The sequence below is a fragment of the Burkholderia sp. AU16482 genome (assembly GCF_002223285.1).
In the GTDB taxonomy this organism is placed as follows: Bacteria; Pseudomonadota; Gammaproteobacteria; order Burkholderiales; family Burkholderiaceae; genus Burkholderia; species Burkholderia semiarida.
This window is the reverse complement of the sequence record NZ_NKEY01000003.1, coordinates 1279598-1301691: the sequence shown is the minus strand read 5'-3', so window position 1 is coordinate 1301691 and position 22094 is coordinate 1279598. Positions and strand designations below refer to the sequence as shown.

Annotated in this window: 22 protein-coding genes; 13 read left to right on the top strand and 9 right to left on the bottom strand. The window is 68.4% G+C overall.

The features are described from left to right. Positions 1–14: 14 nt before the first annotated feature. Positions 15–1358, bottom strand: a complete 1344-nt coding sequence (locus CFB35_RS08565) for an APC family permease (RefSeq protein ID WP_059585370.1) — start codon at positions 1356–1358, stop codon at positions 15–17. A gap of 120 nt (positions 1359–1478) precedes the next feature. Beyond that, positions 1479–2324, bottom strand: coding sequence for a carbon-nitrogen hydrolase family protein (locus tag CFB35_RS08560; RefSeq protein WP_089464983.1), 846 nt, complete (start codon positions 2322–2324; stop codon positions 1479–1481). A 175-nt stretch (positions 2325–2499) separates the two neighbouring features. Here CFB35_RS08560 and CFB35_RS08555 point away from each other — a divergent pair, with 175 nt between their 5' ends. Beyond that, on the top strand, positions 2500–3318 hold the full coding sequence (locus CFB35_RS08555; RefSeq protein ID WP_089464770.1) for a response regulator transcription factor: 819 nt from the start codon (positions 2500–2502) through the stop codon (positions 3316–3318). On the opposite strand, the gene CFB35_RS08550 is transcribed toward CFB35_RS08555, so the two are convergent. Further along, positions 3285–4052, bottom strand: a complete 768-nt coding sequence (locus tag CFB35_RS08550) for a GNAT family N-acetyltransferase (protein WP_179231722.1) — start codon at positions 4050–4052, stop codon at positions 3285–3287. The genes CFB35_RS08555 and CFB35_RS08550 overlap by 34 nt on opposite strands. Positions 4053–4266: 214 nt before the next feature. Here CFB35_RS08550 and CFB35_RS08545 point away from each other — a divergent pair, with 214 nt between their 5' ends. The 6 genes from CFB35_RS08545 to CFB35_RS08520 are packed head-to-tail and all read left to right on the top strand — an operon-like array spanning position 4267 to position 9690. After that, complete coding sequence (locus tag CFB35_RS08545) at positions 4267–5409, top strand: acyl-CoA dehydrogenase family protein (protein ID WP_059585366.1); 1143 nt, start codon at positions 4267–4269, stop codon at positions 5407–5409. A gap of 49 nt (positions 5410–5458) precedes the next feature. Further along, on the top strand, positions 5459–6361 hold the full coding sequence (locus CFB35_RS08540) for a CoA ester lyase (protein ID WP_059585365.1): 903 nt from the start codon (positions 5459–5461) through the stop codon (positions 6359–6361). Positions 6362–6369: 8 nt separating this feature from the next. Beyond that, complete coding sequence (locus tag CFB35_RS08535; RefSeq protein WP_059585364.1) at positions 6370–7023, top strand: pyridoxal 5'-phosphate synthase; 654 nt, start codon at positions 6370–6372, stop codon at positions 7021–7023. Continuing rightward, positions 7014–8249 carry a cystathionine beta-lyase gene (metC, locus tag CFB35_RS08530; protein WP_059585363.1) on the top strand — a complete coding sequence of 412 codons (1236 nt, stop codon included), beginning with the start codon at positions 7014–7016 and terminating at the stop codon, positions 8247–8249. Before CFB35_RS08535 ends, metC begins: the two co-directional genes overlap by 10 nt. Continuing rightward, positions 8243–8887 carry a glutathione S-transferase family protein gene (locus tag CFB35_RS08525; RefSeq protein ID WP_063892451.1) on the top strand — a complete coding sequence of 215 codons (645 nt, stop codon included), beginning with the start codon at positions 8243–8245 and terminating at the stop codon, positions 8885–8887. Before metC ends, CFB35_RS08525 begins: the two co-directional genes overlap by 7 nt. 20 nt (positions 8888–8907) lie before the next feature. After that, positions 8908–9690, top strand: coding sequence for a glutamine amidotransferase (locus CFB35_RS08520; protein ID WP_063896780.1), 783 nt, complete (start codon positions 8908–8910; stop codon positions 9688–9690). Here the strand turns inward: CFB35_RS08520 and CFB35_RS08515 are convergent. The 5 genes from CFB35_RS08515 to CFB35_RS08495 form a co-directional block, all read right to left on the bottom strand. Further along, positions 9613–10347 carry an autoinducer binding domain-containing protein gene (locus CFB35_RS08515; protein ID WP_059608823.1) on the bottom strand — a complete coding sequence of 245 codons (735 nt, stop codon included), beginning with the start codon at positions 10345–10347 and terminating at the stop codon, positions 9613–9615. The two genes, CFB35_RS08520 and CFB35_RS08515, sit on opposite strands and share 78 nt — an antisense overlap. A gap of 85 nt (positions 10348–10432) precedes the next feature. Continuing rightward, positions 10433–10864, bottom strand: a complete 432-nt coding sequence (locus tag CFB35_RS08510) for a hypothetical protein (RefSeq protein WP_059585360.1) — start codon at positions 10862–10864, stop codon at positions 10433–10435. Positions 10865–10923: 59 nt separating this feature from the next. After that, positions 10924–12462 (bottom strand): DHA2 family efflux MFS transporter permease subunit, encoded by a 1539-nt coding sequence (locus CFB35_RS08505; protein ID WP_059585359.1) that lies wholly within the window; start codon positions 12460–12462, stop codon positions 10924–10926. Further along, positions 12459–13823, bottom strand: coding sequence for an efflux RND transporter periplasmic adaptor subunit (locus tag CFB35_RS08500; RefSeq protein WP_081059345.1), 1365 nt, complete (start codon positions 13821–13823; stop codon positions 12459–12461). The genes CFB35_RS08505 and CFB35_RS08500 overlap by 4 nt, the downstream gene beginning before the upstream one ends. A gap of 9 nt (positions 13824–13832) precedes the next feature. Continuing rightward, positions 13833–15272, bottom strand: coding sequence for an efflux transporter outer membrane subunit (locus tag CFB35_RS08495; protein WP_226093782.1), 1440 nt, complete (start codon positions 15270–15272; stop codon positions 13833–13835). A 163-nt stretch (positions 15273–15435) separates the two neighbouring features. On the opposite strand from CFB35_RS08495, the gene CFB35_RS08490 reads away from it, so the two are divergent. Then, positions 15436–16272: a helix-turn-helix domain-containing protein gene (locus CFB35_RS08490; RefSeq protein ID WP_059585357.1), complete on the top strand. Its 837-nt coding sequence runs from the start codon at positions 15436–15438 to the stop codon at positions 16270–16272. A gap of 119 nt (positions 16273–16391) precedes the next feature. Beyond that, on the top strand, positions 16392–17759 hold the full coding sequence (locus CFB35_RS08485; RefSeq protein ID WP_059585378.1) for a glutamate--cysteine ligase: 1368 nt from the start codon (positions 16392–16394) through the stop codon (positions 17757–17759). A gap of 19 nt (positions 17760–17778) precedes the next feature. Here CFB35_RS08485 and CFB35_RS08480 read toward each other — a convergent pair whose 3' ends face one another. Next, positions 17779–18891: a 3-deoxy-7-phosphoheptulonate synthase gene (locus CFB35_RS08480; RefSeq protein WP_089464767.1), complete on the bottom strand. Its 1113-nt coding sequence runs from the start codon at positions 18889–18891 to the stop codon at positions 17779–17781. Between the two features lie 384 nt (positions 18892–19275). On the opposite strand from CFB35_RS08480, the gene CFB35_RS08475 reads away from it, so the two are divergent. From CFB35_RS08475 to CFB35_RS08460, 4 genes are all read left to right on the top strand, one after another. Then, the gene (locus tag CFB35_RS08475; protein WP_059585355.1) at positions 19276–19686 is read left to right on the top strand and encodes a thioesterase family protein; all 411 of its coding nucleotides are present in this window, start codon (positions 19276–19278) and stop codon (positions 19684–19686) included. A gap of 28 nt (positions 19687–19714) precedes the next feature. Beyond that, positions 19715–20362, top strand: coding sequence for a hypothetical protein (locus tag CFB35_RS08470; protein ID WP_089464766.1), 648 nt, complete (start codon positions 19715–19717; stop codon positions 20360–20362). Beyond that, a complete protein-coding gene (locus tag CFB35_RS08465; protein ID WP_089464765.1) occupies positions 20359–20910 on the top strand; it encodes a shikimate kinase in 552 nt (183 codons plus the stop codon). Before CFB35_RS08470 ends, CFB35_RS08465 begins: the two co-directional genes overlap by 4 nt. 450 nt (positions 20911–21360) lie before the next feature. Further along, positions 21361–22068, top strand: a complete 708-nt coding sequence (locus tag CFB35_RS08460) for an SDR family NAD(P)-dependent oxidoreductase (RefSeq protein ID WP_089464764.1) — start codon at positions 21361–21363, stop codon at positions 22066–22068. Positions 22069–22094: the final 26 nt, after the last annotated feature.

Below are 22094 nucleotides of genomic sequence, written 5' to 3'. Positions count from 1 at the left end.
TTCGTCGCGTCCCGTCAAATCGCCACTTCCGGCGGTGCCTGCCGAAACAGCCGCGTAATCCAGCACAGATACACGAGCCCGAGCGCGAACCACACGACGCCGAGCACGAGCGCCGTCTTCTCGAGGCTGACGAGCAGCCATATATCGGCCACCGCGCCGATCACCGGAAAGACGATGCCGCCGAGCACGCCGATCCTGCGCTCGCCGCCGTGATTGCCCGACAGGTACAGCCGAATCACGCACAGATTGACGGCCGTAAAGGCAAGGAACGCACCGAAGTTGATGAACGACGTCGACGTGGCGACATCCAGCTTCAACGCGATCAATCCGACGACGCCGGCCAGCGTGATGTTGATCGCGGGCGTCTTGAAGCGCGGGTGAATGAACCCGAAGATCCGCTTCGGCAGGATTTCATCGCGGCCCATCGCATACAGCAGCCGGCCGACGCTCGCCTGCGCGGAGATGCCCGATGCGAACTGCGCGAGGATCAGGCCTGCCAGGAACACCGTCACGAACAGGTCGCCGCCGATCATCCTCGCGACTTCGAATGCAGCCGAATCCGTGTCCTTGAACTCGACGCCGGGGTGTGCGAGCTGCATCGTGTACGCAGCGATCACGAAGATCGCGCCACCGATCAGCGCAATCAGCAGGATCGCGCGCGGCATGTTCTTTTTCGGATCGATCGTTTCCTCGGTCAGCGTCGATACGGCGTCGAAGCCGAGGTACGAGTACGCGGCGATCGCGGCACCGGCCATCGTCGCGCCGAACGGCACATGCGGCTTGAAGAACGGCTCCGCCATCGCGATACCGCCCGCGCCTGCCGCCGCCGACGCGTAGTGCCAGCACAGCACGACGAACATCGCGACGATCGCCAGTTGCACGATCATCAGCACGATGTTGAAGCGTGCCGCCAGTTCGATGCCGACGATGTTCAGGCCGCTCGTCAGCACGATGAACGCGACGATCCAGATCCACGTCGGCACATGCGGAAATGCCGCGTTCAGATAGGCCGCGCCGATCAGCCAGATCACCATCGGCAGGAAAAAATAGTCGAGCAGCGTCGCCCAGCCGATCATGAAGCCCAGATGCGGGTTGAACGTCTTGCGCGTGTATGTGTAAGCGGAACCTGCCGCCGGAAAGAGCCGTGCAAGCTTGCCGTAGCTGAGCGCGGTGAACGCAATGGCCACCAGAGCGAGCAGGTACGCGAGCGCGGCCGTGTCGTCGCTGGCCTTGGCGAGCACGCCGTACGTACCGTAGACAATCAGCGGCGCCATATAGGCGAGGCCGAACAGCAGCACGGAGGGCAAGCCGAGCGTGCGCTTCAGGCGCGCGGGTTCGTGGGATGACGACGCTTGCATGTTATCTCCTGGGCCTTCGAGGCCGATCGAGTGCCTGTGGCAGGCCTTTCAATGGAATGAGCCGGCACCGCCGGGCGTGACGCCCGTGCGATGTCGCAGAGGAACAGCGAGTGAGCCGGATTACCCGGTGCGGTGACGGCGCGCGCCGATCATCAGCGCGCGGCGTCCGTTCGGCTGCTCGATGGGCGCGAGACCGAGTGTCACGCGTGCGTCGTGCAGATAGCTGTAGTGTTCGCGGCTTGCTTCGAGACGCGTCAGATCGAGGCTCGTCTGCACGACGGCTTCGTCCCGGCCGAGCTCGAGCCTGCTCTCGCCGAACGGATCGACCAGTGCGGACTGGCCGGCGAATGTCAGGTCGTCATCACCGGAGCCGCAGCGATTCACCATCAGCGCGAACATCTGGTTCTCCATCGCACGCGCCGCGATGGCACGGCGATGCACGGGGCCGAACGGATCCATGTTGCCGTTGGTGACGATCAACAGATCGGCATCGAGCGCACCGATCGCGCGCGCCGTCTCGGGGAATTCGATGTCGTAGCAGATCAGCAGGCCCACCGTCAGGCCATTCCACGGACAGGTTACGAAACGGTCGCCCGGCGTGAACACGCCGACATCCGACGCCCACAGATGGGTCTTGCGATAGCGCAGCACGAGCTCGCCCTGATCGTCGACGAGCACCGTGCTGTTGTAGAACCGTCCGCCGTCGCGTTCCGCGAGGCCGACCGCGACGGCGACGCCCTTCTGTCGTGCCGCATCGCGTACCGCGGACAACGCGGGACCGTCGAGCGTCTGCGCGACATCGGCGACGTTGTCACGCGTGGGGAAGCCCGACAGTGTCGTTTCGGGGAACACGACCAGCTTCGTGCCGCCTGCCACATCGACGCGCCGGATCGTGTCGATCACCTTGCGCGTGTTGTGTGCGACGTCGCCGTCGACCAGCGCGAGTTGTGCGAGTTCTACCTGCATGAAGCCCACTCCTTCCAATACCCTTTCATTCGCGTGTCGTATCCATTGCATCGCGCATACGACGCTTCGTCGAGCAAAGCAGCCTCCACCGCCGCCTGTCGAAGTGAGGTCGATTATCGGGTTATTATTTTTGACCAGAAATTCCCCACCAGGGTTACCCTCACCGGAGCACACGATGGACCTCGAATGGCGAGATCTCGCTTTTCATCGAGAGATTGGTTCGGCCATCGACGCGCTCGATGGCCCGCATTTCTGGGCGCGCCTCACGCGCGTGCTCGAACGGCACCTGGCTTTCGACAACTGGGTCGCGCTGCGTTTCGCACGCGATGGCGCGCCGCTCGTGCTCGCCGAACAGGCGATGCCGGACGGCAAGATCGACCTGATGTTCCAGGACTACCTTGCCGCGCTCTACCAGCTCGATCCGTTCTATCTCGCCGCATTCGAAACGCAGGCGTCGGGCTTCTACACGCTGGCCGACGTCGCGCCGGACAACTTCCGGATGACCGAGTACTACCAGCGCTATTTCAAGAAGAACATCGTCGGCGACGAAGTGCATTTCAACGTCGTGATCGATCGCGATCACACGCTGGGTTTTTCGCTCGGCAAGACGAGCAAGTACGACGAGCGCGAGATAGCCTTGCTCACGCTGTACACGCCGTGGGTGCTGTCGTTGATGCAGCAGCGCCTGCGCTTCGAGACGTTCGCCGCGAAGGAGGCGCCGCGTGCAACGGAAAGCGAGCTGCCCGATCCGCACGCGCGCTTCGGCACGCTGACCGGCAAGAGCGGACGCGGTGCGTTGACGACGCGCGAAATCGAAGTGGCGATGTTGTCGTTGAGCGGGTTCTCGTCGCGCGCGATCGGCGAGAAACTGTCGATCTCGTTCGAGACCGTGCGTGCGCATAAAAAGCATATCTACGCAAAGCTCGGTGTCGGGTCGCAATCCGAGCTCTTTGCGTTGTTCTACGATCCGGCAAGAGCGGGTGAATCCCCGTGATTTGCCGCGTGTCCTGACGGCCCGGATGCCTGCAAGCGCCCTTCGTCAGGCTCCCCAACGGTATCCAGGTCGAGCCGCAGATCCGTCACGAATGCACTCCCCGGCTGACGCGACAGCGTGAATCCGACGGAACGCGCAAGGCCTTTCATCGCATCGTTCTCGGTCAGCATCGTGCCGACCATCTGCCGCATGCCCGAGCGCCGCGCGAGATCGATCAGGCTCGACAGCAGCATACGGCCGAGCCCTTGCCGCTGCCATGCGTCGTCGATCACGATCGCGCATTCGACGATCTCGGTTGCTCCATCGTCAATCGCATAACGCGCAACGCCGATCAAACGCTCGCGACCGCCGGCGCGGATCGTCGCGATCACCGCGCCTTCCCGCCGGCGATCGATGCGGGTCCATCGGATCAATTCGTCTTCCGTCGGCTTACGTGCGGACATCAACCTCATGTAGCGGCTGCGGCTCGACAGCCGGTCGACCAGTTCGCGTTCGATGTCGAGATCGCCGGGCTCGATCGCACGCAGGAGGATCGGCGTTCCGTCCCGCGCGTCCCGGACGCGCCGGACGCCGAGCGCCGGTGCATCCTGCCTGGCCGTGACGCAGGCCGCCCAGTCGGACGCCATCGTATCCATCGTGCCCTCCGCCTTTTCCTGCGGGTCGGGCGCGTCGCCACCGGGTCGCCGCGTACCCTGCCCTGACCTTATGCATCGATTATCGGGACGGCCGCCCACCCGATAAATGCCTGGCAGAAGACTTCACAGTTGGTCGTGCGGAAACAATGGACCGGCAACGCGAAGCCGGCACGCCATGTGCCGGTGTCATCGCCGTCATTGGCGCGGCAACTACCACTACTGCCAGTACCTGCGCTGTCCCTGCCCCCTTAACCTTGTCGTCATCGCTGGCGCGCCGTCGAAGGCCGCGCCGCTTCGACCGGAGACACGACAGATGCCATTTGACTGGACGCAGGAGCAGCACGCGACGCGGGCGCGGTTTCGCGACATTGGCGCCGGAATCGCCGCCGCCGTGGAACGCGACGGCCGCGCGCCCGCCGGATTCGACGAAGCCGGCTGGATGAAGCTCGGGCAGGAGGGACTGTGGGACATGATCGTGCCGCAGACGTATGGCGGCGACGGTCACGGCTGGTGGCACTTTTCCGCAGCGCTCGAAGGGCTTGCGTCATCGATCCGCCGCCCGGCGCTGCTGTTGTCGGTGATCGCGCAGGCCGGCATGGTGCGCGCGCTCGAACGGTATGGCACGGCCGCGCAGCAGGACCGCTACTTCGGCGCGATCCTGCGTGGCGAACTGAGCGCGACCGCGATTGCCGAGCCGGGCACCGGCACCGACGTGCGCAGCATCGCGACGACGCTCGCCGAGCACGGCGACGGCTACAGGCTGACCGGCAGCAAATTCAATATCGCGCATGCGCCGCTCGCGCGCTTCATCCTCGTCGTCACGCGCATCGAAACGCCGGGCCGGCGCAACACCGCGCTCGTGATCGTCGATCGCGACCAGCCGGGCATCACGGTGAGCCCGCCCGACCGCAAGCTCGGCCTCGACGACCTGCCCACCGGCGCGCTGCATTTCGACGACTGTCCGATCACGCGCGGGCAGCTGCTCGGCGAACCGGGCGCCGGGCTCGGCAACCTGATCGACATCATCTCGCTCGGCCGGCTCTATTACGGCCTCGTCGCCGCCCAGGTGACGGCGCCCTATCTGCGCGACGCGATCGGCTATTGCCGCGAGCGACGCAGTTTCGACAGCACGATCGATGTCCACCAGTACGTGCAACGTCGCCTCGTCGATTTGCAGATCGGCATCGAGCGCGGCACGTGGCTCGCGCGCGGCGCGCTCGCGCAGTTGCTGACGGATCACCCGCACGCGCTGATGACATGCTCGATCGCGAAGCTCGTCGGCGCTCAGGATCTCGTCGACAGCGCGCTCGGCCTCGTGCGGCTGTACGGCAGCCTCGGCTACCAGGCCGGGCCGGTGGCCGCGTTCGCGGCGGACGCACTGGGCTTCATGAGCGTCGGCGGCACCGAGGAAATGCATCGCAAGAACATCTTCAACCAGATGATGCGCGCCGGCTGATCGCCCGCGCCATCGCCACGCGCACCGCGCGCCTTACAGGAAACCACGCATGACACCGACGAACCGACGCCCTTCCCGCCTGCGCCGCTCCTGGCTGTTTCTCGCCGGCGCCGATCACGATGCGCTCGTTGCCGGCACCGCGAGCGGTGCGGATGTGCTGATCCAGGAACTCGAAACCTTTACGCCGCCCGACCGGCGCCCGGCCGCGCGCGAACTGAGCGAGCGGGTGCTCGCGGGCTGGCGCGATGCCGGCGTGCTGGCGTCCGTGCGCGTGAATCCCCTCGACGCGGGCGGCATCGACGACCTGCGCGCCGCGATGCGCGGCCGCCCGGACATCGTGATGATGTCGTACGTCGCGACGCCCGAGCAGGTCGTCGCGCTCGACGAAGCCGTCACGCGCTTCGAGCGCGAATACGACATCGTGCCGGGCTCGACCGAACTGGTGCCGAACGTCGAGACGACGCTCGGCCTCGTGAACACGATGGCGATCGCGCGCTCGAGCCCGCGCGTGTCGGCCGTGCTCGTCGCGACCGAGGACATGGTGGCCGACATGGGCGCCGAGCGCACCCGTGCGGGCCGCGAGCTCGACTACGTGCGCTCGCGCTTTCGCGTCGAATGCGCGGCGGTCGGCGTGACCGCGATCGACTGCCCGTACAGCTATGCCGACAACGAAGGCGCGGAACTCGACATGCGCGTGTCGCGCGGCCTTGGCTACCAGGCGAAAGCGATCGTCAACGCGCAATTCGTGCCGGTCGTCAATCGCGTGCTGACGCCGACGGCCGACGAGGTCGCCCTCGCCCGCCGCGTGATCGACGCGTTCGATCACGCGCGGCGTACCTCCGGCGGCCGCCGCGTGGCCGCCGCCGTCGTCGACGGCTTCCTCGCGGAAGTCCCCGACTATCTCGCCGCGCATCGGCTGATCGCCCGCGCGACGCAATTCGGCATCGCATGAGTATCGCCATGGATACGATCGCCACGCGCCTGAAGGCGCTGAAAACCCTCGCGCATGCCGCGCCGCACGTGCCGGCCGACCACTGGGCCGACACGCCGCACGCGCAGTTCGAACGCTGGCTCGACGAGGCCGTGACCGCCGGCGCGCTCGAACCGCAGGTGACGACGCTGTCGACGGTCCGCCCGGACGGACGGCCCGATGCCCGTTCCGTCGTGCTGCTGAACGTCGACGCGCGCGGCTGGCATTTCGCGGCGAACGCACGCAGTCCGAAGGGCCGCCAGCTCGCGAACCGGCCGTTCGCGGCGCTGACGTTCTACTGGCCCGCGATCGCGAGCCAGATCCGGCTGAGCGGCCCGGTCGAGCGGTTGCCGGACGCCGAAGGCCATGCCGATTTCGCAAGCCGCCCCGAGCGGTCGCGCGCGAGTATCCTGGCCGGACGGCAAAGCGAACGGCTCGACGATCCGGCCGACCTGACGCGTGCGATCGACGCGCAGCTCGAACGGCTGGCCGCCGATCCGGCGCTCGTGTCGCCCGACTGGCACCTGTATGCGCTGGCCCCCGACGAAGTCGAGTTCTGGCGAGCCGACAGTTCGCGCCGTTTCGCGCGGCAGGCTTATCGTCGCGCGGGCGCGCGCTGGGAACGGTGTGCGCTATGGCCGTGAAGCGTGACGAACCGCCGCCGCCGCGCGACGGCGCGCATGACGGCCTGCACGACGACACGCGGCTCGCGCACGCGGGCCGCGACAGCGCCGCGTGGCACGGCTTCGTCAATCCGCCCGTCTACCATGCGTCGACCGTGCTCAGCCCGACGGTGTCGGATCTGCTGAACCGCACGCAGCCGTATATCTACGGCCGTCGCGGCACGCCGACGACGGACGCGCTCGAGCGCGCGGTGACGAGCCTCGAAGGCGGCGCCGGCGCGGTGCTGTGCCCGTCGGGCCTGTCCGCGTGCACGCTCGCGCTGCTGTCGTGCCTGAAGCCCGGCGACCATCTGCTGATGACCGCATCGGTCTACGGCCCGGTGCGTCACGCATGCGAAGGCGTGCTTGCGCGGCTCGGCGTCGAGACGACGTGGTACGACGGCAGCACGCCCGTCGCAGCCGCGTTTCGTCCGAACACGCGTGCACTGTACGTCGAGGTGCCCGGCTCCTACACGTTCGACATGCACGACATTCCCGCGCTCGTGCGGCTCGCGCATACGCACGGTGCGCTGGTCCTCGCGGACAACAGCTGGGCCACGCCGCTGTTCTTTCAGCCGCATGCGTTCGGGATCGACCTGTCGATCCAGGCCGGCACCAAGTATCTGGTCGGGCACTCGGATGCGATGCTCGGCATGGTGTCGGCCAACGCGCGCGCATGGCCCGCGCTGAAGCAACTGCATGGCGATCTCGGACTGTGCGCCGGCCCCGACGACGTGTATCTCGCGCTGCGCGGGTTGCGCACGCTCGGCGTGCGGCTGCGGCAGCATCAGCGCAATGCGCTTGCGGTCGCGAGCTGGCTCGCGACGCGCGCCGAAGTGCAGCGCGTGCTGTATCCGGCGTTGCCGGGCGACGCGGGCCACGCGCTGTGGCGCCGCGATTTCCGTGGCGCGTCGGGGCTGTTCTCGATCGTGCTGCAACCGGCTCCCGCGCACGCGATCGACGCGTTTCTCGATCATCTGGCGCTGTTCGGGCTCGGTTATTCGTGGGGCGGCTACGAGAGCCTCGCGTTGCCGTTCGAACTGGACGCGCACGGCCTCGCGGCGCGCTGGCCGGCCGGCAGTTGCGGCGTGCGCCTGCACATCGGACTCGAGGATGCGGACGACCTGATCGCCGATCTGGCGGCGGGCCTCGACCGCTACGCGGCATGCGCGTCGACCGCCGCCTGCGAGGATGCCGCGCGATGCTGACCGTCTGGGGCCGCCGCACGTCGTTCAACGTGCAGAAGGTGTTGTGGCTCATCGGCGAGCTCGGCCTGCCTTACCGGCATATTCCGGCCGGCGGCGAGCACGGCTCGCTGCAGACGCCCGCGTTCGCGGCGCTGAATCCGACCTGCCGGATCCCGGTGATCGACTGGGACGGCGACGTCGTGTGGGAGTCGCACACGATCCTGCGCTATCTGGCCGCGCGCGTGCCGAACAATCCGTTCTGGTGCCGCGACACGTTCGCCCGTTCGCGCGCGGAGCGCTGGATGGACTGGTCGCAGACCGCGCTCGAACCCGACGTGATGACCGGGTTGTTCTGGGCACTCGTGCGAACGCCGCCGGAGCGGCGCGACGATGCGATCGTGCGCGACAAGGCCGCGCGCAGCGCGACGCATTACCGGCTGCTCGACCGGCTGCTGTCGACCCAGCCGTTTCTCGGCGGCGCGACGCCGGGCCTGGCCGACATCCCGGCCGGCGCGACGCTGTTCCGCTATTTCTCGCTCGACGTCGAGCGGCCGCCGTTGCCGCACGTCGAGGCCTGGTACGCCCGCCTGTGCCGACGGCCCGCCTACCGCGAACAGGTGATGGTGTCGTTCGACGCGTTGCGCGGCCAGCCGGGCTGACCTTCTACCGACCTCACGACATGACGCATTCCGCCCTTCGCCCGATCCTGATCGTGCTGCATCGCGAACAGTCGAGCCCCGGCCGGATCGGCCGGCTGCTCGCCGCCCGCGGCCATCCGCTCGACATCCGGCGCCCGCCGCTCGGCGATCCGTTGCCGGCGACGCTCGCCGACCATGCGGGCGCCGTGGTGTTCGGCGGCCCGATGAGCGCCAACGACGGCGATCGCTGGATCCGCGACGAGATCGACTGGATCGGCGTGCCGCTGCGCGAGGCGGCGCCGTTTCTCGGCGTCTGCCTCGGCGCGCAGATGATGATCCGCCATCTGGGCGGTCGCGTGAACGCGCATCGCGACGGGCGCGCGGAAATCGGCTACTGGCCGATCGCCGCGACGCCGGCCGGCCGGCGGCTCGGTTCATGGCCGTCGCACGTGTATCAGTGGCATCGCGAGGGCTTCGAGCGCGTCGCGGGGCTCGAGATTCTCGCGACCGGCGAGCATTTCGAGAACCAGGCCGTCCGTTACGGGCCGCGCGCGTACGGTGTCCAGTTCCATCCGGAAGTGAGCTATCCGATGATGCGGCGCTGGAGCACGGCGGCCGCGCACAAGCTGGGGGTGCCCGGCGCGCAGGATCTCGCGACGCAGGCGAACGAAGGCTGCCGGCACGACCGCGCGACGGCCGCGTGGCTCAGCGCGTTTCTCGACCGCTGGCTCGACGGGACGCCGGCATCAGGTCTGCACGGTCACGTCGGAGATGCTGATCAGCCCCCACTCGACCGCGCGCAGCACGGCTTCGTGCCGACGTGACACGTTGAACTTGCGGCGGATGTTCATGAAGTGGAAGTTGATGCACGACTCGGTCACGTTCAGGATGTGGCCGATTTCCCACGAGGTCTTGCCGGCCGCATGCCAGCGCAGGCACTCGACCTCCCGTCGGCTCAGACGCGGCACGCTGTCGGGCGGTGCGTGGCAGCGCGTGCCGGCGATCGCTTCGCAGGCGATGTCGCGCAGCAGCGTGAGCGCCGCCAGATGCCGGTCGCAGCGCTCGCACGTGGTGGCGAGATCGTCCGCGCTCGCGCACGACAGCATGCCGACCTCCCCCTTCGGGCCGCGCACGGGCAACACGACGCCGCTGCGCATGCCGTACGCGGCCGCCGCCTCGTAGCATGGCCGTTGCCCGGGCAGCCCGAACAGCGCGCCGTCCCAGACGAGCGGCAGCGCCGAACGGAAGCAATGCTGCAGCATCGGGTCGATGCGGTCGAACTGCCGCTGCCGGTACAGCGCCGTCCAGCCCGGCACGCCGCTGCTCCACTTGCGCGCGAGATCGAACGATGCGCCGGCAAACGGCAGCACGATCAGCACGACCTTGTCGAACCCCATGCCGGCGGCCGCGTCGGTCATCCGCTGCCATGACGCGTCCGTGTCGCCGGGTACCAACCATTTCAGACAATCCAGTCCTTTCATACAAGCCACCCCGTTTATTAGTTGGAATCTGCAATCAGGCGGACTTGCGCAACCGGTTCGAGGCGTTGCGCGCGAACGGGCCGCGCTAGACCGCCTCGGTCAGACGTCGCCGACCCGCCTGCTTCGCGTCGTCGAGCGAAGCCGTCACGTCGAACGGGATCCCGAACGCCTTTTCGATGCCGGATGCGTTCGCGATGGCCGCTTCGCGCTCGTTCGGGTCCGGTTCGACCGACACGAGCGCGCGGCAGACCGCGGCGAGCGCGGCGCGGTTCTGCTTGAGCCACATGCCGCGCTCCTTGCGGTCGTCGTGCGGCTCGTCGGGGCGGGCCGGCGGAAAGATCATGACAAACGGCTCGCCGTGCCGCATCAGCGCGTGCATGTCGTCGAGCCAGCGCTGCGCGTAGCCGCGGGAGGCAATGGCGTCGTTGCGCACGACGACGAGCGGGAATTCCGTGACGTCGAACACGGCGAGCGCCGCCAGTGCGGACGGCGCGTTTCCAGCGTGGTGGGTAGGCATCGGGTCAGTCTCCATCGAGTTGAACAGCATGGGTCGGAACGGGCCGCGCGGCGCCCGCTTCATCGTTTCGCGGCAGCGCCGGGGCCGAACGGCGGGCGGGCGAACCACACCACCGCGATCACGGCGAGATACACGCAGCCGAGCGCGAACGACACGTCGTTGAACGAGATCTGGTACGCCTGCGCGTCGACCAGGTTGCCGAGCAGCGCTGCCGCGCGTTGCGGATCGCCGCCGCCCAGCTGCGCGAGTTCGGCGCGAACGGCCGGATCGAACCTGCTCAGGTGTTCGCTGAGCTGCGCGTGATGCAGGATCGCGCGCCGGTCCCACAGGAACGACGTGATCGACACGGCGAAGCTCGCGCCGAGCGTGCGCAGGAACGTCGACAGGCCGGAGCCCGCGGCGATCTCGTCCGGCTTCAGGTCGGACAGCAGGATGCTGTTGATCGGCATGATGAACAGCGCGAGGCCGAGGCCTTGCAGCAGCTGGATCAGCGCGATGTGCGTGAAGTCGACGTCGGGTACGAAGCCCGCGCGCAGGAACGACGACGTGCCGAGGATCGCGAACGCGCAGCACACGAGCACGCGCATGTTGAAGCGCGGCGCGTACTTGCCCATGAACGGCGTCATCAGCACGGGGATCACGCCCATCGGCGCGACGGCCAACCCGGCCCAGAACGCCGTATAGCCGAGCGTGCGCTGCAGCCACTGCGGCACGATCACGTTGACCGCGAAGAACGCCGAGTACGCGAGCACGAGCGTCAGCGTGCCGGCCGCGAAGTTGCGATGCGCGAACAGCCGCAGGTTCACGATCGGGTTCGGCTCGTTGAGTTCCCAGATCAGGAACAGCGCGATCCCGAACGCGGCGACCACCGACATCACGACGATGAACGTCGAATTGAACCAGTCGGCTTCGTTGCCCTTGTCGAGCACGATCTGCAGCGCGCCGACGCCGACGACGAGCGCGGCGAGCCCGACATAGTCGACGCGCGCGGCGACCGTCGTCTCGACGCGCGCGCGCATCTGCGCGAACACGCACATCGCGGCGAACACGCCGATCGGCAGATTGATCAGGAACGCCCAGCGCCACGAGTAATGTTCCGTCACCCAGCCGCCGAACACGGGGCCCGCGATCGGCGCGACGACGGTCACCATCGCGATCATCGACAGCGCGAAGCCGCGGCGCTGCGGCGGGTAGATCGACAGCATCAGCGCCTGGGTGGTCGGGATCATCGGCCCGGCCACGAGGCCCTGCAGCGCGCGGAACGCGACGAGCTGCGGCAGGTTTTGCGCGAGGCCGCACAGGAGCGACGCGAACGTGAACGCCAGCGTCGCCCACACGAACAGCCGGACCTGCCCGACACGCTTGACGAGAAACCCGGTCAGCGGCAACGCGATCGCATTGCTGACCGAGAACGTCGTGACGACCCATGCGCTCTGCGTCGTGCTGACGCCGAAGTTGCCGGCGATCGTCGGCAGCGAGACGTTCGCGACGGTGCCGTCGAGCACCTGCATGAACACCGCGAGCGCGAGGCCGAACGTCGTCAGCGCGACGCTCGACGGGCGAAAACCGGCGTCCGCGGCCGGCATCGGGCCGCTCATCGCACACGCTCCGCACGCACCGCCGCCGGCAGGTTCGCATGCACGACGTCGGCGATCAGGCTGTCGGCGCGCGCCAGCTCGTCGCGGTACACGTCGGTCCTGAACACCGGCGCGTCCTGCGCGCGGCGCGACAGCATCGCACCGCTGCGGTCGTGCTGGTCAACGCGCGCGTGCATCGACAGGCCGATGCGCAGCGGATGCGCGTCGAGTTGCGATGGATCCGTCAGTTCGATTCGCACCGGCAGGCGCTGCACGATCTTGATCCAGTTGCCGGTCGCGTTCTGCGCGGGCAGCAGCGAGAACGCGCTGCCGGTGCCGACGCCGAGGCTCTGCACGCGGCCCTTATAACGCACGGCGTCGCCGTACAGGTCGGCCGTCAGCTCGACCGGTTGCCCGATCCGCATGTGCTCGAGCTGCTTTTCGGTGAAGTTCGCGTCGACCCACAGCTCGCGCAGCGGCACGACGGCGAGCAGCGGCACGCCGGGCGACACGCGTTGCCCGACCTGCACCGTGCGCTTGGCGACATAGCCGGTGACCGGCGCGACGATGTCGGTGCGCGCACGGGCAAGATAGGCCGCGCGCAGCCGCGAGGCCGCGGCCTCGACGTCGGGATGCGACGCGACCGCGGTGTCGTCGACGAGCGCCTTGCTTGTCTGGTGCTGTTCGCTCAACGTCGCGAGCGCGCTTTGCGCGGCGGCGTACGCGCTTTGCGCGGACGTCAGCGTATCGAGCGCATGCGCGAGCTCCTCGCGCGAGATCGCGCCGGAGCGGCCGAGATCCTCGCGGCGCCGGTAGTCTGCCTTCGCCTTGTCGAGCGCGGTGCGCCGCGCGTCGAGATCGGCACGCGCGCCGTCGATGCTGTTCGCGAGCCCGCGCTCGTTGCTGTACAGGCCGCGCACCTTGCGCACCGTGGCCGCGAGGTCGGCCTGCGCGGCCGCGAGCGCGATCTGCGCGTCGCTCGCGTCGAGACGGACGAGCGGCGTGCCGGCGCGGACGAGGTCGCCGTCGTCCGCGTCGATCGACACGACGGTGCCCGTCACCTGCGGCGTCAGCTCGACGACGTTGCCTTGTGCGTATGCGTTGTCGGTGGACTCGTACCAGCGGCCGACGAGCCCGTACCAGATGCCCCAGCCGACGATGCCGAGCGCGAACGCGGCGACGAGCGCACGCACGAGGTGCTTGCGTCTTGCGGGCGGCGGCGTGGCCGGTGCGGCGCCGCCCGGTGCCGGTTGCGTGCGGGCGTCCGACCCGCCTGGCGCGCGCGGCGCGCCGGTGTGGTCGGCCGACGGTTGCTGGCGGGCGCTGGCCGGATCGGCGGCTGCGGGCCGCGCGGGAGTCTGCAGGGTGTTGTCGCTGCTCATGGTTCGATGTCAAGGACGGTGGGAAGGAGTGGCGGCGAGCGCGACGTCGTCCGGCTCGGCGCGGAAGCCGCCGCCGAGCGCGGCAACGAGCTGCAGCGACTGGTCCGCGCGCTGGGCGCGCAACGCGGCGACTTCGCGGCTCGCGATCAGGAGCTGCTGGCGCACGACGAGCGCGTCGAGGTAGCTGCCGACGCCCGCGCGGTAGCGCGCGTCCGCGAGCCGCCATGCATCGGTGGCGGAATCGAATGCGCGCTGCTGCGCATCGGCCTGCACGGCGAGCGAATGCAGCCGGTGCAGATCGTCGGCCACCTCGCCGATCGCGCCGATCAGCGTCTTGTTGTAGCTGGCGACCGCGACGTCGTATTGCGCGTCGCGCTTGCGCAGCACACCGCGCCGTTCGCCGCCGTCGAAGATCGGCAGGCTCACGGCCGGGCTGACGTTGTAGGTGCGCGACGCTGCCTGGAACAGCGATGCGCCGCCGCGCGTCGCGAGACCGATCAGCGCGGTGAGGCTCACGTCGGGCAGGAAGTCCGCGCGGGCGGCCGCGACGTTGCGACTCGCGGCTTCCACCCGCCAGCGTGCGGCGACGAGATCGGCGCGCCGGCCGAGCAGCGCGGCCGGCAGGTCGGCCGGCACCGCGAGCGCGGCGGTGGGCAGCGGCGCGGGCCGCGCGAGCGCGAGGCCGCGATCGGGGCCCGCGCCGAGCAGGATCGCGAGCGCGATGCGCGCGCTGTCGATCGCCTGCGCCGCGCGTGCCTGCTCGCGCATCGCGGCCGCGACTTCGCTTTCCGCCTGGCGCTGCTGCGCGACGTTGTCGATGCCTTTCGTGACACGCTGACGCGTCAGCGACAGTGCTTCGTCGGCCCGTTCGTATTCGGCCCGCGCGACGTCCTGCTGATCGAACGCATAGGCGAGATTCACGTAGGCACGCGCGACGTTGACGGACAGCAGCACGCGCGCGGCCCGTGCATCGATCTGCGCGGCCCGCGCTTCGCCGAGCGCGGCTTCCCACGCCGCGCGGCGGCCGCCCCACAAATCGAGATCCCAGCTCAGGCCGAGATTGATTTCGCGCGTGTGGCTGAAGACGCCGCCGCCCTCGCCTTTCGAGAACTGCGTGCCGGACGTGCGTTCCCCTTTCGCGCCCGCGCGGCCGACCAGATGCGGCAAGCGGGCAGCCTGTGCTTCGATCACGAGCGCCTGCGCCTCGCGCGCACGCGCATCGGCGGTCGCGAGATCGGGATTGCCGGCAAGCGCTTCGTCGATCAGCGCATTCAACTGCGCATCGTTCAGCGCAACCCACCAGTCGGCGGCCGGCCAGTCGGCGGCCGGCGCATGCGCGAGGCTGCGCGCTGCGGCGAGCGTATCGGCGCCGCGCAGCGTGCCGGCCGGCGTGAGCCCGTCGCGGCTCGCGCATGCGCCGAGCATGACGAGCGCCACGACTGCGGCCATGCGCGACAGGACGCGCCGCGCGACGGCATCGCGTGGCGAGGGAGCAAGTGCTGCGTGCATCGCGTTCCTCTGCTTCGTTTGGGTTTGAACACGACACGCATTGTTGGACGCTCCCGGGTAAAGCTGATAATGTTGTTTAGACAAAAAATAATGAATTCCGGCCATGCCCATCCGAGAAGCCTCTCCCGCCCGCGCGGCGCAACGCGCCGACGCCGATCCGAGCGAACGCGCGGACGGCCCATCGCTGATCGCCGTCTGGGGCGAGGACGACGGCAGCAATACCTACCAGCTCGGCACGCGCGAGGTCGACTGGCACAGCCATCTGCGCGGCCAGGTGTTCTGCGTCGAAAGCGGGTTCGCGCACGTGCGCACGCCGCACGGTTCGTGGCTGCTGCCGCCGCATCGCGCGGGCTGGATTCCGCCGGGCGAGCAGCACAAGGTCAGCATCAGCGGCGCGTTGAGCGGCTGGAGCGTCGTGATCGCGCCGGCCGCGAGCCGCCGCATGCCCGACCAGCCGTGCGTGATCGCGATCACCGATCTGATGCGCGCGCTCGTGCGGCGCGCGGTGTCGTGGGCCGACCAGGACCGGCTCGACATCGAACAGGCGCGCATGAGCGTCGTGCTGCTCGACGAGATGCGCCGCGCGCCGCACGAACCGCTGCACTTGCCGATGCCGCACGACCGGCGGTTGCTGCGGATCGCCAATGCGATCCTCGGGCAGCCGCACGACAGCCGCACGCTCGACGCGTGGGCCGAGTGGGCCGGGCTGTCCGCCCGCACGCTGAGCCGGCTGTTCGTCGCGGAAACCGGCACGAGCTTCGCGCAGTGGCGGCAACAGGCGCGGCTCACGCATGCGCTCGAACGTCTGGCGAACGGCGACAGCGTCGCCAACATCGCCGACGCGCTCGGCTATGCGACGCCGAGCAATTTCATCGCGATGTTCCGCCGCGCGTTCGGCGATTCGCCCGCGCATTACTTCGCGAAGCGCAAGCAGCCGTAATGTCGCGCGGCCTCGCACCGCCCCTATCACCCCTGCCAGTACTGCGCGCGCATCGACGTCGCTATAGTCGCCGTGCGACCGGCCGGTCGGTCGCCCAATGTGACCTGTGGAGGATGTCGATGTCGAACGCCGTCGGATCGGACAACACGCCGATCGTCTCCGAGCAGCAGCTCGCCGATCATCTGGCCGCCGGCTGCAAGCCGGCCGCGCAGTTCCGGATCGGTACCGAGCACGAGAAGTTCGTCGTTTCCCGCGCGACGCATGCGGCTGCGCGTTATGAAGGGCCGTCCGGCATCGCCGAGGTGCTGGCGCGGCTGCGCGGCGACGGGACGCCGATCGTCGATGCCGGGCAGACCGTCGGCGTGATCCAGCGCGACGGCGCCGCGATCTCGCTCGAGCCGGCCGGCCAGCTTGAACTATCGGGCGCCCCGCTCGATACGCTGCACGACACGCACGCCGAGCTGCACGCGCACCTCGCCGCGGCCCGCGCGGCATGCGATCCGCTCGGCCTGCGCTGCGTGCCGCTCGGTTTTCACCCTCACCTGTCGCGCGACGCGCTGCCGTGGATGCCGAAGCAGCGCTACGCGATCATGCGGCGCTACATGCCGCGGGTCGGCACGCGCGGGCTCGACATGATGCAGCGCACCTGCACCGTGCAGGTCAACCTCGATTTCGCATCGGAAAGCGACATGGCGCGCAAGATGCGCGTGTCGCTCGCGTTGCAGCCGGTCGCCACCGCGCTGTTCGCGAATTCGCCGTTCCGCGACGGCCGCCCGTCGGGCCTGCTGTCGACGCGCGCGCACACGTGGCTCGATACCGACGAGGATCGCTGCGGCGCGCCGGCGCTGTTCCTGTCGCGCAGCTTCGGCTTCGAGCGCTACGTGAGCTGGCTGCTCGACAACGTGCCGATGTATTTCGTGCGGCGCGGCGATCGTTATGCGGACGCGACCGGGCACACGTTCCGCGATTTCATGCGGCGGCGCATTCCGCACCTCGAAGGCGAGACGCCGACGCTGGGCGATTTCGCGGACCATCTGACGACGGTGTTCACCGAGGTCCGGCTCAAGCGCTATCTCGAGATGCGCGGCGCCGATGCCGGCTCGCCCGACATGATGGTCGCGCTGTCCGCGTTCTGGACCGGCCTGCTGTACGATCCGGCGGCGCTGTCGGATGCCGGGACGCTGGCTGCCGAGATCGACCGCGGTACGCTGCTCGCGCTGCGTCGCGACGTGCCGCGTACCGGGCTCGATACGCCGGCCGGCGGCCGGTCGTTACGCGCGATCGCGGCCGATGCGCTCGCGATCGCGCATCGCGGCCTGCGCGCGCGGGCGCGCACGGATGCGGCCGGCCGCGATGAATCGATGTATCTCGCGCCGCTCGACGAGATCGTCGCCGGTGCGCCCACGCAGGCCGAGCACTGGCTGGCCCGCTATCGCGACGCGTGGGCCGGCGACGCGACGCGCATCCTTGACGAAGCCGCCATCTGAGCGTGTCGCGCCGGGCCGCTCACGCGCAGCAGGCGAGCAGCGGCTCGTGCGCGAACTCGGCGCCGAGGGGCAGCGGGTGGCCGCGTCGCCGCGTACGCACCGCGTGCGCGAGCGTCTCGAACAACTGCGCGGTATCGGCGAACGACAGGCACGCATCCGTGATGCTCTGCCCGTAGCGCGGCGGCACGCCGGGCACGAGATCCTGCCGCCCTTCGATCAGGTTCGATTCGATCAGCACGCCGACGATGCGCGTATCGCCGGCCGCCACCTGCGCGGCGACTTCCGCGCCGACGGCGAGCTGGTTCCGGTACTGGCGGCGGCTGTTGCCGTGGCTGACGTCGATCATCACGCGCGGCGCGAAGTGCGCGGCCGTCATGCGTTCGCAGGCGGCGTTCACCGCGGCCGCGTCGAAATTCGGTTCGCGTCCGCCGCGCAGCACGACGTGCGTATGCGGATTGCCGGGCGACGCGCTCGCGCATAGCCGGCCGCCTGCATCGATCGACAGGAACCGGTGCGCGTGCGCCGCCGCGCGCATCGCGTCGACGGCGACCTGGACATTGCCGTCGGTGCCGTTCTTGAAGCCGATCGGAATGGGCAGCGACGACGCGAGCTCGCGATGCACCTGCGACTCGACGGTGCGCGCGCCGATCGCGCCCCAGGCGATCAGATCGGCCAGGTAGCGCGGCGACAGCGGATCGAGCAACTCGGTCGCGGCCGGCATCTCCGCGCCGTTGATGTCGCACAGCAGCGCGCGGGCCGTATGCAGTCCGACGTCGATCCGGTCGCTGCCGTCCAGCAGCGGATCGTTGATCAGCCCCTTCCAGCCGACCGTCGTACGCGGCTTCTCGAAATACACGCGCATCACGATTTCCAGCTCGTCCGCGAAGCGCGCGCGTTGCAGCGCGAGCCGTGCCGCGTAGTCGCGCGCGGCGTCGGGATCGTGTATCGAACACGGGCCGGCGATGACCACGAGCCGGTCGTCCGCGCCGTCGAGCACGTCGACGATCGCGCGGCGGGTCGTATGAACGGTGCGCGACGCGCGCCACGCCGGCGGCAGCGCGCCGGCCAGATCCGCAGGGGACGGCAAGCGCAGCACGGCGTCGCGGTTTGTCGTCCAGGCGTTTGCATGCATGGGGACTGCCCTCCTGTCGATAATGAACGTGACTTTTTACTACAGCGCGACTGTATTGAATGGTGCTTTCGGCGCGCAACTAACATAGTTATCAGTTTCTAATTCATAACCTTATGAATGAGGTAAATAAGCGTCGGATTCGATAATTGAGGATCCTGTCGTCATGCCTGTTCGCGGGTGTCGAATGGAACGTTCATTGGGTTTTCGCTCGGAAATCAGGCTGTGATCTTGCAGCGGCGAATGCTTCCGCATGCGGCTTTCCGCCACGCTTCGCTATTCGTTCTGATAGTGGCGGCCCGATAGTCGTTCGATTAATTTTCGGATGCCCGACAGGCCATTCGGGCTCGAAAATATAAATCAACCCAGTCATTGCGGAGAGTCACCATGTCGAAACGGCATTACGAAACCCCCATTCACGTCAAGTATCGCGATACGGATTCGATGGGGCATGTGAGCAGCCCCGTCTATTACGACTATCTGCAGCATTCGTACCTCTGCTACATGTTCGATCTGCTCGGCCTGCCGCGCACCGAGAAACTGCCGCACATCATGGTGAAGACGCAGTGCGAGTACCTCGCACCGGCCCAGTTCGGCGACAACCTGACCGTCCGCTCGAGCATCGTGCGCTTCGGCAGCAAGAGCTTCGATCTCGAACACCTGATGGAGCGCGACGACCAGACCATCGTCGCGCGCGGCGTGTCGACGCACGTGATGTTCGATTACGCGAACAACACGACGCTGGCCGTGCCCGACGAATTCAAGACGCGCGTGCTCGAATTCCAGGGGTCGCTGTGATGCGTGCGCGCGCGCTCGGGAGCGACACGTGAGCTGCGCGGTGGCGCGCGCCCGGCGCCGGATCGGTGCGATCGTCGAGCGGCGGGACGATCGCGCGATCGTGATCGTCCGGCATGCGGCGCAGGCGCTGCTCGAGCCCGCCGCGCTCGAGCGGCACCGTGCGCTCGCATGCCGCCACGAGGACGAGCTGGAAGTGCTGCTGCAGCCGTGCGGCGGCGCGCACGACGGCGTGCGGACGCTGCTCGGCCGGCTGCGGGATGCCGGCGTGGCCGTGGCGCTCGACGCGGCCACGGTTGCCCACGACGCGTCGCTGCTCGAATTCGCGAGCTGGGTCACACGGTGTACGACGGCCGACGGTCTGGCCGCGGCACCCGACGACACGGCCGTGCCGGGTGGTGCGCTGCTCTACGGGCTGGTCGTGCGATGGCGCGATCTGCACGGCAGGTGGCGGCGGCCCGAGCGCGACGCGGCGCCTGAACGCGCGCCGCGGACCATCGCGGCGGATGCGGCCGAGCACATCGCGGCCTGCGATCCGGACGAGCAGGTGCTCGGCGCGCTGCTCGACGCCGATGACGCGTCGACCGGCGCGGCGCTCGACACGCTGTCGGACGCGGTGCGCGCGCGACGGATCTGCCTGGCGACGCGGGCCGGCTGGCCGCTCGCGCGACGGTTATGAGCCCCGCCGTCGCGACGGCCGGCGGGCGCGCGTTTCTGGTCGGCATGATGGGCGCGGGCAAATCGACGCTTGGCCGCGCGCTCGCGGCTTCGCTCGGCTGCGCGTTCGCCGACAGCGACGACGAGATCGAGCGGCGCACCGGCCGCTCGGTCGCCGCGCTGTTCGACGTGGTCGGCGAAGGCGGCTTTCGGCTGCTCGAAGCGCATATCGTCGACGAGCTGACGCAGCGCGCGAACGTGGTCGTGGCGACCGGCGGCGGCTCGGTCCTGAATCCGCACACCCGCGCACGCCTGAGCGAGCGCGGCAGCGTGATCTATCTGCATGCGGATCCCGATGTGCTGTGGCGGCGTACGTGCGACGACACGCGGCGGCGGCCGCTGCTGCAGGCGGGCGAACCGCGGCAGACGCTCGCCGCGCTGTACCGGACGCGCGACCCGCTGTATCGCGAATGCGCGCATGCGCTGGTCGATACGAGCGCACACGATGTCGCGCACGCGACGGCGGAGGTGTTGACGCTGCTGTTGGCGCGGAGGAACGCGCCGGCGTGACGGCGCGGTCGCTTCCCTGCCCTTCGATTCGACGACGCGCTCGACGTCATACGCGTTTTTGAAGTGGCGAGTTTGGATTTGCGATAGTGCTATCGTGATAAGAAAAGTTATCCGGATAGAGGCATTTTCTTATCCAACCCCGTGTTTTCGTGGCAAACGAATCGACGCTTCAAGCTCCCGGAAAATCGGTCCATCAGGCACGATCCCGCCCCCGCCGACATTCTCCCGTAGCGCACCGACTTGGCGAGCACCCGGCGCGGCGGTGTACCCGACTCCAGCGCAGCGATCGCCGCAGACCCTCGCCTTTCCCGTCATTTGTTCCCGCGACGCAAGACTGTTGCTCCATGGCGGGTGTTCGAAATCGTGACCGGCACGCCTACAGTCTGCCCATCGGATTCATCGATCCGGTCGGCATCGAGGCCGAACATCATTCACCTGTCGAGGTACATCATGAGCGCATCCAAAGTCATCATCGTCACCGGCGCATCGCAAGGCATCGGGGCGGAAACGGTCAACGCATTCCGCGCACGCGGCCATCGCGTCGTCGCGACGTCCCGTTCGATCGGCCCGTCGCACGGTCCCGATCTCGTCACCGTCGCGGGCGACATCGGCGATCCGGCCGTCGCGTACCGCGTGGTCGATGCGGCAATCGAACATTTCGGCCGTGTCGACACGCTCGTCAACAACGCGGGCATCTTCGTCGCGAAGCCGTTCACGCAATACACCGCGGACGACTATGCGCGGATCACGAGCGTCAACCTGAACGGCTTCTTCCACGTCACGCAGCGTGCGATCGCCGCGATGCAGAAGCACGGCACGGGCCATGTGGTCAGCATCACGACGAGCCTGGTCGATCACGCGAACAGCAACGTACCGTCGGTGCTGGCGTCGCTGACGAAAGGCGGATTGAATGCCGCGACGAAGTCGCTCGCGATCGAATATGCAAAGGCCGGCATTCGCGTCAATGCGGTGTCGCCCGGCATCATCAAATCGCCGATGCATGCGGCCGACACGCACGCGACGCTCGCGTCGCTGCATCCGGTCGGCCGGATGGGCGAGATGAGCGATATCGTCGGTGCGATCCTTTATCTCGATTCGGCGCCGTTCGTCACCGGCGAAATCCTGCACGTGGACGGCGGTCAGAGCGCCGGGCATTGAGCACCGGCGTCGAAGCCGCGAGCCGG